This window comes from Stutzerimonas zhaodongensis (assembly GCF_003696365.1).
In the GTDB taxonomy this organism is placed as follows: domain Bacteria; phylum Pseudomonadota; class Gammaproteobacteria; order Pseudomonadales; family Pseudomonadaceae; genus Stutzerimonas; species Stutzerimonas zhaodongensis.
Map to the genome: position 1 here is coordinate 1,426,269 of NZ_RFFM01000001.1, position 15,414 is coordinate 1,441,682.

The 15,414-nt window shown below is 61.7% G+C and carries 10 protein-coding genes; 6 read left to right on the forward strand and 4 right to left on the reverse strand.

What is annotated here, in order from left to right; genetic code table 11:
- Positions 1–5: 5 nt before the first annotated feature.
- Positions 6–644 (forward strand): c-type cytochrome, encoded by a 639-nt coding sequence (locus EA797_RS06570; RefSeq protein WP_122164320.1) that lies wholly within the window; start codon positions 6–8, stop codon positions 642–644.
- A gap of 47 nt (positions 645–691) precedes the next feature.
- Here EA797_RS06570 and mdoH read toward each other — a convergent pair whose 3' ends face one another.
- The 4 genes from mdoH to EA797_RS06590 all read right to left on the reverse strand — a co-directional run bounded on the left by mdoH (position 692) and on the right by EA797_RS06590 (position 8,166).
- Positions 692–3,271 (reverse strand): glucans biosynthesis glucosyltransferase MdoH, encoded by a 2,580-nt coding sequence (gene mdoH / locus EA797_RS06575; protein WP_122164321.1) that lies wholly within the window; start codon positions 3,269–3,271, stop codon positions 692–694.
- The gene (locus tag EA797_RS06580) at positions 3,264–4,781 is read right to left on the reverse strand and encodes a glucan biosynthesis protein G (RefSeq protein WP_122164717.1); all 1,518 of its coding nucleotides are present in this window, start codon (positions 4,779–4,781) and stop codon (positions 3,264–3,266) included. The genes mdoH and EA797_RS06580 overlap by 8 nt, the downstream gene beginning before the upstream one ends.
- 285 nt (positions 4,782–5,066) lie before the next feature.
- Positions 5,067–7,358: a beta-glucosidase BglX gene (gene bglX, locus EA797_RS06585; protein ID WP_122164322.1), complete on the reverse strand. Its 2,292-nt coding sequence runs from the start codon at positions 7,356–7,358 to the stop codon at positions 5,067–5,069.
- A 268-nt stretch (positions 7,359–7,626) separates the two neighbouring features.
- Positions 7,627–8,166: a DUF3087 domain-containing protein gene (locus EA797_RS06590; RefSeq protein WP_122164323.1), complete on the reverse strand. Its 540-nt coding sequence runs from the start codon at positions 8,164–8,166 to the stop codon at positions 7,627–7,629.
- Between the two features lie 253 nt (positions 8,167–8,419).
- Here EA797_RS06590 and EA797_RS06595 point away from each other — a divergent pair, with 253 nt between their 5' ends.
- From EA797_RS06595 to EA797_RS06615, 5 genes are all read left to right on the forward strand, one after another.
- Positions 8,420–8,995 (forward strand): hypothetical protein, encoded by a 576-nt coding sequence (locus EA797_RS06595; protein ID WP_122164324.1) that lies wholly within the window; start codon positions 8,420–8,422, stop codon positions 8,993–8,995.
- Positions 8,996–9,076: 81 nt separating this feature from the next.
- Positions 9,077–10,090, forward strand: a complete 1,014-nt coding sequence (locus EA797_RS06600) for a ligase-associated DNA damage response exonuclease (RefSeq protein ID WP_122164718.1) — start codon at positions 9,077–9,079, stop codon at positions 10,088–10,090.
- Between the two features lie 340 nt (positions 10,091–10,430).
- Positions 10,431–12,131 carry an ATP-dependent DNA ligase gene (locus EA797_RS06605; RefSeq protein WP_122164325.1) on the forward strand — a complete coding sequence of 567 codons (1,701 nt, stop codon included), beginning with the start codon at positions 10,431–10,433 and terminating at the stop codon, positions 12,129–12,131.
- A complete protein-coding gene (locus EA797_RS06610) occupies positions 12,128–12,664 on the forward strand; it encodes a hypothetical protein (protein ID WP_122164326.1) in 537 nt (178 codons plus the stop codon). The genes EA797_RS06605 and EA797_RS06610 overlap by 4 nt, the downstream gene beginning before the upstream one ends.
- Positions 12,661–15,267 carry a ligase-associated DNA damage response DEXH box helicase gene (locus EA797_RS06615; RefSeq protein WP_122164327.1) on the forward strand — a complete coding sequence of 869 codons (2,607 nt, stop codon included), beginning with the start codon at positions 12,661–12,663 and terminating at the stop codon, positions 15,265–15,267. The genes EA797_RS06610 and EA797_RS06615 overlap by 4 nt, the downstream gene beginning before the upstream one ends.
- Positions 15,268–15,414: the final 147 nt, after the last annotated feature.

Sequence of the window (15,414 nt, forward strand, 5' to 3'; positions counted from 1 at the left end):
TGGCCATGCTCAAGATACTGGTGACACTTCTACTGGCCGTGCTTGCCCTGATCGTCATTGGGGCGGGCATTGTGTATTCCGGTGTCATCAATGTCGGTGCAGATGCGCCTCATGCCAATGCCATCCACGCACTGCTGGAAACTGCCCGCCACCGTTCCATTGCAGTACGCGCCAAGGACATTGAAGTGCCTGATCTGAACGATACCAAGCTGATTCGCTCAGGCGCCGGGAACTACGATGCCATGTGCGCCGGCTGCCATCTGGCGCCAGGCGTCGTTTCGACCGAGCTCAGCGAAAACCTCAACCCACCGCCGCCTGCCCTGACGGACGCCAATCGTAAGCACGAACCGGCTGAGGACTTCTGGACCATCAAACACGGGATCAGATCCACGGCGATGCCCGCCTGGGGCAAGAGCATGGCTGACTCTTACATATGGGGAATGGTTGCCCTTCTAGAGCAATTGCCGGCCCTCACGCCGATGGAGTATCAGGCGCTGGTGGCAGCGAGCGATGGCCATCAGCATGGGGGTGGCGAGAGTCATGTAAGCAGCGATCAACCGACTGGCGCTGACCCACAGCAATCGAAAGGTGCGCCTTCCACCGACGTTCACCATCATGCGGACGGAACCGACCATCATCATTGACTCGCCGTCGCGACGTCCTGTCCCAGGACGTCGCGACGATCACGGGATCAGCTTTGCGGGGATGCGATAGTTTCTTGCGGAGTGCTGGCCAGACCCGGGTAGCGATAAGCGTCGCGCCAGTTCTGGTAACGCTGATCCTGCCAGACCCGCAGATGCAACCGCGCCATACCATCCGGATCGTTCAGCAGCCGCCAGCGCGCCGCTTCGGCAGCACCGTCTGGACCGGCATCAAGGATTTGCTGCATGCGCTGTTCGCGCAGCACCTCAGCACCATGGACGACCTTGGCATGACGGGCCCGCGCCATGCCGCACACCAGTGCGTTGTAGATCGGATCAACCGTCGCCGCGATGAAGCCGTTGTGCAAGGCATTGGCCTGATTTTCCCGCGTATAGCGATCGGTAGAAGACAGCTCCTGGGGTGGGTTGAACTCCTCCGGAATCAGGAACAGCTTGCGCCGGAACGCAGCGAGCCCGAGCCCCGTGCGACTGGTGATCACCGACACCGGCGCCGCCAGCATCAGTGAGACCACGATCGGTGCCAACCACCAGAGGAACGACGGATCGAGCCAGGCCACCAGTGCCGTCCACAGCGCGCCGAGCAACATTTGCGGGCCGTGCCGACGCAGCGCCTCGCCCCATGGCGTCGCATTGTCGGCGCGCTGTGGTGAGTTCCACTGCACCGACCAGCCGAGAAACGCAGCAGTTACGAACACCGAGTGAAACAGCATGCGCACTGGGGCGGCCAACATCGAGAACAAGGTTTCCAGCAACATCGAGAGCACCAGCCGCAGGCGGCCGCCGTACTCATGGGCACCCTGAATACAGATCAGCAATACGCTGAGCAACTTGGGCAGAAACAGCAGCGTCAAGGTTGCGGAGAACAGCGCAATCGCTTCCTGCGGATGCCACTGGGGCCAAAGCGGGTATAGCTGGTTAGGCTGCAGGAAGTACTCCGGCACCATCAGCGTATGGATGGCCAGCAGTCCTGTCGACAGTGCCAGGAAGGTGAACCACAGCGGCGCCGATAGGTAGGACATCACGCCAGTCAGGAACACGAAACGATGCACCGTGTGCATGCCCTTGACCAGGAAAAGCCGGAAGTTCATAAGGTTGCCATGGCACCAGCGCCGGTCGCGTTTGAGCTCGTCCAGCAGGTTCGGCGGTAGCTCTTCGTAGCTGCCCGGCAGATCATAGGCGATCCACACCCCCCAGCCGGCGCGGCGCATCAAGGCAGCTTCGACGAAATCGTGGGAGAGAATGTCACCCGCGAAAGAGCCTTTGCCCGGCAACGGCGCCAGGGCGCAGTGCTCGATGAAGGGCTGAACCCGAATGATCGCGTTATGGCCCCAGTAATGCGATTCGCCCAGCTGCCAGAAATTGAGCCCGGCGGTGAACAATGGCCCGTAGACGCGGGTTGCGAACTGCTGCATGCGGGCATAAAGGGTATCCATGCCGGACGCCTTCGGCGCCGTCTGGATGATGCCCGCTCCAGGGTTCGCTTCCATCAGCCTTACCAGACTGGTCAGGCAGTCCCCGCTCATCACGCTGTCCGCATCGAGCACGACCATGTAACGGTAGCTGCTACCCCAACGACGGCAGAAGTCGTCGATGTTGCCACTCTTGCGCTTCACTCGCCGACGGCGGCGGCGATAGAAGATGTGACCGAATCCGTCGACTTCGCGACAAACCTCCAGCCAGGCCTTCTGCTCCGCGACGCAGGTATCGGGATCGTTACTGTCGCTGAGCACGAAGATGTCGAAATGCTCCATCTGCCCGGTGGCCTTGAGCGATTCGAAGGTCGCCCGCAGACCGGCAAACACGCGCGGAACGTCTTCGTTGGCGATGGGCATTACCAGGGCCGTGCGCGCCTCACGTGGGATCGGCCCGTCATCAAGGGTGCTGGCCGAGATATTGTAATGATCGTGTCCTTTGAGCAGCTGGAAGAACCCCATGAGCGCAGTCCAGAAACCCACGGACACCCAGCAGAACAGCAGCGCGAACAACATCAGGATGCTGGTCTGTACCACGTAAGGAAGAATCTGCCGAGCCGACTCCTGCAGCGGCTGCTGGAATACCTCCTGCAGATCGATAAGCGCCCAACCCTGGTAGGGCAAGACTGACTTCATGTGCCAAGTGGCAATGACGGTCTGCACCAGCATCAGTAACAGCAAGGTGGTACGGCGGAAGGCCGCCACCTTGCGCCAGCCTGATCGGTCGACAATCGGCGCTGGCAACTCGACGGTGCGGTTCTTCTTGCGCAGCAATCGCCACCAGCTCAACCGAAGCACGTTGGTGTGCCACGGTTCCGGAACCATACGAGTGCGTACGATGGGCGGCGTAGAGTTGATGCAAATGCGATTCTGATGATCGCGACCCAACGCCCTCGCCCGCTCCAGGGTCTCACCCCAGCCAAGCCTCAGACGAGCAGCAACCGAGCCAAGCAGATCACCTCCGCTCGGCGCGGCATCAGCATTGCCAGATACGCTGCGGCCCAACGCCCGATGCACGTCTTCGAGGCCTCCGCCGCCCTGCTCCACCTCGTGGCTCAGGGCTTGGCGCTGCTGTTCGTCGAGCGGCAGCTGGCTGATGTAGCGACCAGTAATCGAGGGTTCCACGGGATTACTCATTGGTCGGAATCTGATAGCTCCAGGTTTCGGAAAGCGTGTTCTCGCCTTCCACTAATGCTGCCCGCAGCTCCACGGGGCGTTTCGCATCGCGCACTTTCAAGCGCAAGGTCAAGCGCCAACCTTTGGTTACCGGGTTGTACCGCAGGTTGTTCTCGACCAGCTCAGCGTTGTCGTCAACGCTGACGCGAGTACTCACCGGTGCGTCCGCTGGCAGTTCGGCCAAATTGGGACCAACGAAGTCGACGATAAGCGCCGTGCTGCCGTCAGGCTGACGGATCAGGTTCGATTGCTTCACATCGCCAGTCGAGAGCCGCGTCTGGCTGACCCAGGCGATCTTTTCATCATGCAGCGCGGGCTCGTCCATGGTGAAGTGGAGGCGGTACTCGAAGTCCAGCGGCTCGCCAGGCTCCGGGCGCTCGTCAGGTACCCAGAACGCAACGATGTTGTCATTGGTTTCGTCCGGGGTGGGAATCTCGATCAACTCCACGCGCCCCTTGCCCCAGTCACCTTTCGGCTCGACCCAGCCGCTGGGACGCAATTCGTAGCGGTCGTCAAGATCCTCGTAGCGATCGAAATCACGGGTGCGCTGGAGCAGACCGAAACCACGCGGGTTCTCGACGCTATAACTGCTGATGGCCAATCGCTTGGGGTTATTCAGCGGTCGCCAGATCCACTCATCCGCACCGGCATGGATCGCCAGCCCCTCTGAATCGTGTAGCTGCGGACGGTAATTGAGCATATTGCTGGGCTGATTAGCGCCGAACAGATACATGCTGGTAAGCGCGCCAAGGCCAAGCTTCTCTATCGGGTCGCGCAGATAGACGCGCGCCTTTACATCGACAGTGCTGTCCTTGCCTGGAGTGACCACCATTCGGTATGCACCGGTGGCACGGGGTGAGTCGAGCAGTGCATAGATCACCAGATTACGGCGGTCAGCCTCGGGCCGCTCGACCCAGAACTCCCGGAACCGTGGGAATTCTTCGCCGCTCGGTAACGCCGTATCGATCGCCAGGCCGCGCGCTGACAGACCATAGACCTGGTCCTTGCCGATCACCCTGAAGTAGCTGGCGCCCAGCAGCGTCATCAGCTCGTCCGCCTTATCCGCCTTGTTCAGTGGATAGAGCACCTTGAAACCGGCAAAACCAAGATCTTCCAATGCCGAAGGCTCGATCTGCACTTTGCCGAAATCGAACATTTCCGGTTCGTATCTGATTTGTTCAACACCGTTGGCGGTGATCTCGTTGATCCTCACCGGCACGTCGAAGTGCATGCCCTGGTGGTAGAACCGCAGCTCGAACGGCGTCGGCAGGTCCTTCCACACTGCCTTGTCGCCCCGGAAATGAAGCTGCTGGTAGTCGGCGAATGCCATGTTGCGAAAAACCGGCGGCAAATTGCTCTGCGGAGCCGAATAGCTCTGCCCTGCCAGTTTCTCGGCTTTGGCCGCCACATCGTCAAGGCTGAATGCCCAGCCTTGGCCAGCAAACATCCCCAAGCACAGACTCAACGTCATTCCCAGTGCCCGACCTTTGCGAGCGCCTGTTTCGAAATGAAAGGTACGTGACACATCGCCTCCTGAGCTATCACGATTACCGCCGACCGCACCGCGGCCCGGTTTGCCCTCGTTGGTCTACCCCAGCGGCAAATGATTCCCCGGGTAAACGAGCGAAGCGGCAAATCATCCCATGCGGCACAGCGGCCGGATAGCGGGTCAGAGCGGTCTTTTTGCAGCCGACGACTGTCGACGGCGCGCTTTCTGCCGTGGAGAACTGCGGCTACCGACGGCAGCCGCACTTCATCACAGCAATGTGAATTTCGCAGGTTTGACCCGTTGCGAGTCCAGCCCGATCTGCACTTCGAATGCACCCGGCTCGGCAACGCGCTGAAGCTGTGCGTTGACGAACTCCAGGTCGTCTTCATCGACCCGGAAAGTGACCTCCCGGACCTCGCCCGGTTTGAGCGAGACCTTGCGGAAATCCTTCAATTCCTTGACCGGACGAATGACCGAAGCCACTTCGTCGCGGATGTATAGCTGCACCACCGTTGCCCCCTCACGCTGGCCGACGTTCTTCAGCGTAACGCTTGCCTCGATACCCCCGTCACGTGTCATCGTCGAGCTGGACAGGCGCACGTCTGAGATATCGAAGTCGGTGTAACTCAAACCGTAACCGAATGGGTACAGCGGGCCGGTGGGCTCTTCGAAATAATGGGAGGTGTAGTTGCCAGGCTTGCCTTCAACATAGGGGCGCCCTACCCGCAGATGGTTGTAGTACGTCGGGATTTGCCCCACCGATCGAGGAATGGAGATCGGCAGCTTGCCGGACGGGTTGTAATCGCCGAACAGCACATCGGAGATGGCATGGCCGCCTTCAGTGCCCGTGAACCAGGTTTCCAGAACTGCATCGGCGTTGTTTCTCGCCCAGTTCAAGTCCAGCGGACGCCCGTTCATGATGACCAGAACCAGCGGCTTGCCGGTCTTCTTCAACGCACGCAGAAGCGCCTTCTGGCTGGCCGGGATCTGCAATGAGGTACGGCTTGATGACTCGTGGGACATGCCACGCGACTCGCCCACTGCGGCGACGATGACATCGGCCTGCTCGGCAGCGGCAACCGCCTCGGCAATCATCTCTGCGGGGGAGCGCGGCCCCTGCACCACCTCGGGACTGTCCCAATTGAGAAAGTTGAGATACTCGACCATGTGCTTGTCGTCCGTGATGTTGGCGCCGACGGCATGGAGCAGTTTCGCCTTATTGCCCAGTGCGTCGAGCATGCCCTGACGTAGCGTCACGGATTGCTTGGCGACACCTGAGGCAGACCAGCTACCCATCATGTCGACTGGCGAATCGGCCAGCGGCCCAACCAGGGCGATGGTGCCGCTTCTTTTCAGCGGCAGTGTCCGGTCACGGTTTTCAAGCAGCACGATCGACTGTCTGGCTACCTCTCGCGCTTCCTTTCGATGGAGGCGGTTTTCAGCGTTGCGGTCTTTCGGGTCGTCTTGGGCCAGACCGATGCGGCGAAACGGATCGTGGAACAGGCCCATATCGTATTTCGCGCCCAGCACCTCACGCACCGCCTTGTCGATTTCACCGATCTCGACATCCCCCGAGGCCACAAGACCGGGCAACTCCTGCTGGTACAGGGAATCCGCCATGCTCATGTCGACGCCGGCCTTGATGGCCAACAGCGCGGCCTCGCGCTCGTCACGCGCAACGCCATGGCGTATCAATTCGCTGATCGCGCCATGGTCGCTGAGCGTGACCCCCTCGAAACCCCAGTCCCGTCGCAAAAGATCCTTCAACAGCCAGCTATTGGCGCTGGCCGGCACGCCGTTGATCGAGTTCAACGCCACCATCACACCGCCCGCCCCTGCATCGACGGCGGCACGATAAGGTGGGAGGTAATCCTGATGCATCCGCAGCGGGCTCATGTCCACCACGTTGTAGTCACGACCACCTTCCACGGCGCCGTAGAGCGCGAAGTGCTTGACGCTGGCCGTCACGCTGTCTGCGGCTGCGGGAGATTTTCCCTGATAGGCCTGGACCATGGTGCGAGCGATTTCCGAGACCAGGTAAGGGTCCTCGCCGAAGCCCTCGGACGTGCGTCCCCACCGTGGATCGCGGGAGATATCGACCATGGGCGCGAATGTCATGTCCAGGCCGTCGGCGCTGGCCTCGATCGCCGATACCCGCCCGCTGGTAGCGATGGTGGCCAAGTCCCAGGTTGACGCCAATCCAAGGCTGATGGGAAAGATTGTGCGGTGGCCGTGCACCACATCGTAGGCAAAGAACACCGGGATCTTCAGGCGGCTGCGCAAGGCCGCTTCCTGCATTGGACGGTTATCGGGGCGTGTAACCGTGTTGAAAGTACCGCCGATATGACCTGCCTGCAGTTCTTCGAGCATGCGTTCACGAGGCATGTCGCCACCGATGCTGATCAGCCGTAACTGGCCAATTTTCTCTTCCAGCGTCATCTGCTCGATCAGGCTGGCGATGAACGCCGGCTTGTCATCCAGCAACGACGAGGGGGTTTGGGCAGCGATCGAGTGCAGCGACACACCGGCCATCAGACCGAGCAGATACAGCCTTTTCATCGTTGAAAATTTCCTTGGCCTACGAGGCGAATGGAGCAGACCGGATAGATGCCGGAGTGCCCGGCTGAAACCGCTCGCGATTATGGATATGTCGTTGCATAACAACCAGCGGCGCAGCGTCGAACACGCGTGTTACGCATCACATCGCGTACTCGCCACGCGGTTGATGTGCGGCGAGGGTTTGGCGCTCCTTAACAGTCATCGGTGTGAGCGGACTCACTCAACGCGAAGCGCATCGGCACGCCTGCATAAATCGCCGGATAGATCCTCACCTGGCTGCAGGGAATCTCTTTACGGCACCCAGCCAGTCATCGTGCAACTGGTTCTGATCGGTCTCAAGCCGTTGCACTTGCATCAACTCTAGGTGCCGTTCGATATCGCCGGAGACCTCGCCAAGCGAAGCGCTGTTGCCATCGAGCATGTGCATCTGCGTGAGACCGAGATGGTAGAAACGCAGCAGCTTCATCGCATCCGGGTCGCCGGCCTGCACGCCTGCGGTCACGTGGTGCATGACGTTAGTGATGCTCATCAAGCTGCGCTTGAGCCGCCAGCCGTACACCGCACAACTCATCCAGGCCTGTTTCCAGTACAGGCATCGCACCAGGCCGATCGTAATCAGCAGCCCTGCAACTACACCGGCAATATTCAACCGCAGGTTGTCGCCGCCCGCCTCGCCAAGTAGAGCAACCGCAAGGCTCGCAAGCCCCATCGCCAGCACCGCGAAAGTGGCGATCACCATCAGCGTGCTACGGCGAGTCTGCTGCCGATAGTTTTCTGGGTTGATGGGCTGAATTTCGAATACCACCATTAACAGGTTCCTTGCGTTGGATTGACCGTGGCCGACGTCCGATGGCGCATTATTACCCAGCCGATCCTTCCACCGCTGACCACGGACAGCATTTGATGTCGCTTGCGCCCGACGCTAGATAGCGGCTCAGATGTACCGCCGTGCCAACACCGTCGCAGCGTAGAGCGCGCAACTGATCGGCTGCCTTTCACGTGCCAGACTCAGGCTCTATGATCAGCACGTCGCTCCTGCCCAGAAAGAAGGATTTCAATCGATGAGCCTTTATGAGATCGCGTTTTCCGGTGAGCTCGCGCCGGGCGCCAAGCTGGAGCAGGTCGAGGCCAATCTGACCCGCCTGTTCCAAGCCGATGCCCAGCGCATCGCCGCACTGTTCTCGGGTCGTCGCATCGTGATCAAGCAGAACCTCGATCACACCAGCGTAGAAAAGTATCGTCAGGCCATGGCCCGTGCAGGCGCGGTCGCTGAAGTCCGGCCTATGCCGGTGGAAGTCGAGGAAATCGAGCTCGCACCGCCGCCCGCCGAAGAGCCTGCGGCGGCACCGCAGACATCGACCAGCCCAGCGCCGGCTCTCTCTACGCGGCCCTCACCGCAACCCCTGAAAGTGATACCGCGCGATGAGTACATGGCGGCATTCGTCGACGTCGAGGCGCCAGACTTTGGCATTGCGCCCGCCGGAGTCGATCTCCAGGACGCCCGTCCTGCCGCAAAGGCGCCAGACGTCGATCTGTCGCAGTTCAGCCTGGCCCCCGTAGGCAGTGACATGGGCGAACGCCGCCGCGCAAGCGACGCGCCTGTTCCCGACACGTCCCACCTGAAATTGGCAGACTGATTGCTCATCGGGCGCGCGGCGCCCGAACTCATCGCCAACCGAGACGCTCCAACCTTACAAGCCCTCAATGTGCCTGTATCAATGGACCTCGTCGTTGCCCGCCCCGAAGGCCTCTACTGCCCGCCCGGTGATTTCTACATCGATCCCTGGCGCCCGGTAGAGCGCGCCGTCATCACCCATGCCCATGGCGACCACGCCCGCTGGGGCATGGGCCACTACCTGGCATCCAGCGACAGTGAAGGCATCCTGCGTTCTCGGATCGATGCTGACATGCCTCTGCAGACCCTGGCCTATGGCGAAACCATCGAGCATCACGGCGTAAAGCTCAGCTTCCATCCGGCGGGCCATGTACTGGGTTCGGCGCAGGTACGTTTGGAATACAAGGGTGAAGTCTGGGTCGCCTCAGGCGACTACAAGGTCGAGCCAGACGGCACCTGCGCCCCTTTCGAGCCGGTGCGCTGTCACACCTTCATCACTGAATCGACCTTTGGCCTGCCAATCTACAAATGGCCCTCGCAGGCTGATGTGTTTCGCGACATAAATGACTGGTGGCGGGCGAATGCCGCGGTGGGTCGAGCCAGCGTGCTGTTCTGCTACGCCTTCGGCAAGGCACAACGCATCCTTCATGGCCTCGATGAAAGCATCGGCACCATCGTCGTCCATGGTGCGGTAGAGCCACTGAACAAGGTGTATCGCGAGGGTGGTGTGTATTTGCCACCTACCGTGTACGCGGGCGATTTGAAGAAAGGCGATCCTCGCTTGAAGCAGGCGATCATCCTGGCGCCGCCCTCTGCGGGCGGCAGCACCTGGATGCGTCGTTTCGGCGACTATGCCGACGCCTTTGCCAGTGGTTGGATGATGCTGCGTGGCACCCGCCGTCGGCGCGGGGTCGATCGTGGCTTCGTGTTGTCCGATCACGCTGACTGGCCGGGCCTGCTCTGGGCCATCGAGCAAACGGGTGCAGAGCGCGTGATGGTGACACACGGCTCGGTGCCGACCCTGGTGCGCTACCTTCGCGAAGCGCGCGGCCTCGACGCACAGGCATTCGAGACCGAGTACGGCGACGAGGACGATGCTGCGCAGGAGGCCGAATGATCCCCCGTCATGCTCCAGGCTTCCTATCGAAAGCTATCGGCGCACAACTCCGACGCCGCCCGTGCAGGGCCGTGCTTGCTCGCGGCCCTGTACCATCGCGTCCCCATGGATCGCCAGCAAGCTGGCTCCTACAAACCCGCATCAACGCAGATCTTCGCCATCACCCTCGTAGAAGTGGGATCGCTCGCGAACCAGCAGCGCCGCGCAGTTCCAAGACACACCACCTTACCGCCTCTGCAGGAGCGAGCTTGCTCGCGATCCGGCAGCAACTGCGTGCATATCAAAAACACCGGCCTGGCCCTGGCGATCGGCCCACGCCTAAATGCGTTGGTCGTGAAGTATGAAAGCCTTCGCCACGCTGTACAGCCGCCTCGACGCCACCACCTCGAGCAACGCCAAGCTCGCGGCGATGCGCGATTACTTCCGCGAGGCCGATCCGGCCGACGCCGCCTGGGCGGTCTATTTCCTCTCCGGCGGCCGACCGCGCCAGTTGGTGCCAACCCGCGTGCTGCGCGAAACCGCCATGCAGGCTTCAGCACTACCGGAGTGGTTATTCGAGGAAAGCTACCAGGCAGTCGGCGACATGGCCGAGACCATCTCCCTGCTGATGCCCGAAGCCGAACACAGCTCCGATGACGGGCTGGCCGTGTGGATGCAAGACAAGCTGCTGCCACTGCGCGGCCTGCCGCCGGAAGAACTGGCCGAGCGGCTGCCCGCCCTGTGGGTGCAACTGGATCGACTCAGCCTGATGGTCTGCATCAAGCTGATCACCGGGGCCTTTCGTGTCGGCGTATCGAAACTGCTGGTCACCCGGGCACTAGCTTCGCTGGTCGACCTGGACCCCAAACGCGTGGCACAGCGACTGGTGGGCTACACCGACCTGTCCCATCGCCCCAGTGCGGAGGGCTACCTGGCATTGATCGCTGACGAATCCGAGCACGAACATGCCCAGCGCGGCGGCCAACCCTACCCCTTCTTTCTCGCCCACCCGCTGCAGGCACCAGTCGAGGAATTCGACACCCTGCTCGGTGCGCCGGAGAACTGGCTCATCGAATGGAAATGGGATGGTATCCGCGCTCAGGTGGTCAAGCGCGACGGGCAAATCTGGATCTGGTCGCGTGGCGAAGAGCTGGTCAGTGATCGTTTCCCGGAACTCTGTGAGCTGGCCGGGTGCCTGCCGGACGGCACGGTTATCGATGGTGAAATCGTCGTCTGGCGGCACGGTCCTGAGGATGCAACCGAAGAGCTTTTCGAGGGAGCAGGAGCCGACAAAACCGAGCCAGTCGGCGTGCAGCCCTTCGCTCTGCTGCAGCAGCGAATCGGACGCAAGAATCTCACGGCGAAAGTCTTGCAGGATGCGCCCGTCGCGGTGCTCGCGTATGACCTCCTGGAGTGGCAGGGCGATGATTGGCGCCAGCGTGCCCACCACGAGCGCCGGCAGCAGCTCGAAGAGGTGGTCGCGCAATGCCCCAACCCGCGGCTGATGCTATCGGCTCTGGTGACAGGCAATGACTGGGCTGACCTCGCGCGCCAGCGCGAGGCCTCTCGCGAGCGCGGCGTCGAGGGCATGATGATCAAGGCGCGAGCCGCGCAATATGGCGTCGGCCGAACCAAGGACGTCGGGGTCTGGTGGAAATGGAAAATCGATCCCTACTCCATCGACGCCGTATTGATTTACGCCCAGCGCGGGCATGGTCGCCGCGCCAGTCTCTACACCGACTATACCTTTGCCGTCTGGGACGGCGAGCCTGGCGATCCGGAGCGCAAGCTGGTGCCGTTCGCCAAGGCGTACTCCGGGCTGACCGACGAGGAAATGCGCAAAGTCGACGCCATCGTGCGCAAGACAACTGTCGAGAAGTTCGGGCCAGTGCGCAGCGTGACGCCAACCCTGGTGTTCGAGCTGGGATTCGAGGGCATCGCTGCCAGCAGTCGCCACAAAAGCGGCATCGCCGTACGCTTCCCGCGTATGTTGCGCTGGCGCCTCGACAAGCCAGTGGACGAGGCCGATACGCTGGAGACGTTGAAGGAACTGCTTGGATGATGCGCTCAGCCGAAGAAGCCGAGCACAAACACGCCTCCCATGTAGGAGCCGGCTCGCTGCCGATCGCCAATCCCGCTGCCCCCCAGGATCGCGAGCAAGCTCGCTCCTACGAAAAGCAGAAGCAAGACTCCCATGTAGGAGCCAGCTTGCTGGCGATCAGCATCCGCTCGGAGCCCAAGAATCGCGAGGGAGCTCGCTCCTACGAAAAGCAAAAGCAAGACTTCCGTGTAGGAGCCAGCTTGCTGGCGATCAGCATCCGCTCGGAGCCCAAGAATCGCGAGGGAGCTCGCTCCTACGAAAAGCAGAAGCAAGACTCCCATGTAGGAGCCAACTTGCTGGCGATCAGAATCCACGCGGAATCCCAGGATCGCGAGCAAGCTCGATCCTACGAAAAGCAGAAGCAAGACTGCTGTGTAGGAGCCAGCTTGCTGGCGATCAGCATCCGCTCGGAGTCCAAGAATCGCGAGGGAGCTCGCTCCTACGAAGACCAGAAGCAGGCCCCTCGCTTGGATTCGGTGGCTTTCGAGGTATGAGTACGCCACCCGCCTCTCTTGCCGAAAGTTGGTTCACTAACCGCAGCTGGCAGCCGTTCCCCTTCCAACACGACGTCTGGGAGGCAGTACAGAATGGTGAATCCGGTCTTCTGCACGCGACGACCGGCTCGGGCAAGACCTACGCCGTCTGGCTTGGCGCACTGAATCGGTTTGCAAAGGCCGCCAAGCACACCGCTGACGAACCGCAGCCAAAGGCGGCAGACAAACCAGACCCGCTTACCGTCCTGTGGATCACGCCCATGCGCGCGCTGGCAGCCGACACCGCCCGGGCGCTTCAAGCACCACTGGACGACCTGGGCATCAACTGGAGCATCGGTCTGCGCACGGGTGATACCAGCAGTTCAGAACGTGCGCGCCAGAGCCGAAGGCTGCCCACCGCACTGGTAACCACGCCGGAAAGCTTGACCTTGCTTCTGACTCGTGCCGACGCGCGCCAAGCCTTCGCGGGGCTGCGCATGCTGGTAGTGGACGAATGGCATGAGCTGCTGGGCAACAAGCGCGGCGTGCAATTGCAACTGGCCTTGGCACGGCTGCGGCAGTGGATGCCGGAGCTGATCGTATGGGGGCTTTCAGCCACCTTGGGTAATCAGCAGCACGCCTTGGACGTGCTGCTGCACCCGGGTAAGGGCAAGCTGGTGCAAGGTCGAGTCGACAAGGATCTGCGAGTCGACACCCTGCTACCTCCAACCATTGAACGCTTCCCCTGGGCCGGCCACCTGGGCTTGCGCATGCTGCCGCAGGTTGTCGAAGAGATCGATTCGTCCGCCACTACATTGGTGTTCACCAATACCCGCTCGCAATCTGAAATCTGGTATCAGGCGATTCTCGGCGCCCGTCCGGATTGGGCCGGGCTGATCGCCCTGCATCACGGCTCGCTGGCGCGGGAGGTTCGTGACTGGGTTGAACTGGGCCTCAAGCAAGGTGCACTCAAGGCCGTTGTCTGCACCTCCAGTCTCGATCTGGGCGTGGACTTCCTGCCCGTAGAACGTGTGCTGCAAATTGGTTCGCCAAAGGGCGTGGCGCGGCTGATGCAGCGTGCCGGTCGCTCCGGGCATGCACCGGGGCGCACATCCCGCGTCACGCTGGTGCCTACTCACAGCGTCGAAGTCGTGGAAGCTGCTGCCGCGCAGATCGCGATCGCCGAGCGCCGCATCGAAGCCCGCAGCGCGCCGCATCGCCCACTGGACGTATTGGTGCAGCATCTGGTGAGCATGGCACTGGGAGGTGGCTTCCGCCCCGAGCAGTTGTTCACCGAAGTGCGCAAGGCCTGGTCATACCGCGACCTCACCGATGATCACTGGCAATGGGCGCTGGCGTTCGTGCGGCATGGCGGCCATTCATTGACGGCTTACCCGGATTACCAGCGCGTCGAGCCGGATGAAACAGGTCTGTGGAAGGTCCCGAGCCGCCGAGTGGCGCTGCGTCATCGCATGGGCATCGGCACCATCGTCAGCGATGCCAGCCTGACGGTGAAGTTCTGGGCCAAGGGCGGCAGCGGCCGTTCACTGGGCTCGGTGGAGGAAGGCTTCATCGCGCGCTTGCGCCCTGGCGACAATTTTCTCTTCGGTGGCCGCCTGCTGGAGCTGGTGCGGGTCGAGAATATGACCGCCTATGTCAGCCGCGCCACGGGCAAGAAAGCCGCGGTGCCGCGCTGGAACGGCGGGCGGATGCCGCTCTCCAGTGAACTGGCCGATGCGGTGGTCGAGCAGCTTGGGGCCGCCTCGCGTGGCCAATTCCCTACGCCAGAAATGCGCCTGGTCGAACCCCTGCTTCGCGTGCAAATGGATTGGTCGGCGCTCCCCACCGAAACCACGTTGCTGGCTGAGGTAATGAAGTCCCGCGAGGGCTGGCACCTGTTCCTCTACCCTTTCGCCGGCCGCCACGTACATCTGGGGCTCGCCAGCCTGCTGGCCTGGCGTATGGGCCAGCACCAGCCACTGACTTTTTCCATTGCCGTCAACGACTATGGTTTCGAACTGCTCTCGGCAACCGAGGTGGACTGGCTGCAGTGGCTGACGCCCGAGCTTTTCAGCCAGAACGATCTGCTGCATGACGTGCTTGCCAGCCTCAACGCCGGTGAGCTCGCGCGCCGCCGTTTTCGGGAGATTGCACGGATCGCCGGGCTGGTGTTCTCGGGTTATCCCGGCGCTCAGAAAAGTGCGCGCCAGCTGCAGGCGTCCAGCGGATTGTTCTTCGACGTGTTTCGCCAGTACGACCCGGCCAATCTGCTCCTGAACCAAGCCGAGGAAGAAGTGCTGCGGCAGGAGCTGGAAGTGGAGCGACTGGAACAAACCATGAGCCGGCTGCAACAGCGCCAGTTGGACATCCATCAGGTCAAGCGGACGACGCCTTTGGCGTTTCCGTTGATGGTCGAACGCTTCCGCGAAAGCATGAGTTCGGAAAAACTTGCCGACCGCATCCGCCGCATGGTCGCCGAGCTGGACAAGGCGGCCGGCCCTGGTGGTTATCAGCCAGAGCGTGACGAGAGCATTGCCGTTGAGCGAGAAACAAGCCCGAAGCGCAAACCGCGTGCAACCAAGGACGGCACGCCAAGGCTGAAAAAGGCGCGACGGGGCGTTTGAAAGACACGTCGATGGCCCGTTACTGCCCTAACCCAGATACGGCCACTGCATCGAACCAGCCTGCTCGCGAATCTTCCGCCGCCTCCTCGGATGGCTGGACCGGCTGGCGGCAAGGCACACAGTGAAAGCCATCCAGCGAATGCGAAC

Bases quoted from the DNA above. Each gene is read 5' to 3' on its own strand.
- EA797_RS06570 (WP_122164320.1), top strand. From the start codon at position 6: ATGCTCAAGATACTGGTGACACTTCTACTGGCCGTGCTTGCCCTGATC.
- mdoH (WP_122164321.1), bottom strand. From the start codon at position 3,271: ATGAGTAATCCCGTGGAACCCTCGATTACTGGTCGCTACATCAGCCAG.
- EA797_RS06580 (WP_122164717.1), bottom strand. From the start codon at position 4,781: ATGACGTTGAGTCTGTGCTTGGGGATGTTTGCTGGCCAAGGCTGGGCA.
- bglX (WP_122164322.1), bottom strand. From the start codon at position 7,358: ATGAAAAGGCTGTATCTGCTCGGTCTGATGGCCGGTGTGTCGCTGCAC.
- EA797_RS06590 (WP_122164323.1), bottom strand. From the start codon at position 8,166: ATGGTGGTATTCGAAATTCAGCCCATCAACCCAGAAAACTATCGGCAG.
- EA797_RS06595 (WP_122164324.1), top strand. From the start codon at position 8,420: ATGAGCCTTTATGAGATCGCGTTTTCCGGTGAGCTCGCGCCGGGCGCC.
- EA797_RS06600 (WP_122164718.1), top strand. From the start codon at position 9,077: ATGGACCTCGTCGTTGCCCGCCCCGAAGGCCTCTACTGCCCGCCCGGT.
- EA797_RS06605 (WP_122164325.1), top strand. From the start codon at position 10,431: ATGAAAGCCTTCGCCACGCTGTACAGCCGCCTCGACGCCACCACCTCG.
- EA797_RS06610 (WP_122164326.1), top strand. From the start codon at position 12,128: ATGATGCGCTCAGCCGAAGAAGCCGAGCACAAACACGCCTCCCATGTA.
- EA797_RS06615 (WP_122164327.1), top strand. From the start codon at position 12,661: ATGAGTACGCCACCCGCCTCTCTTGCCGAAAGTTGGTTCACTAACCGC.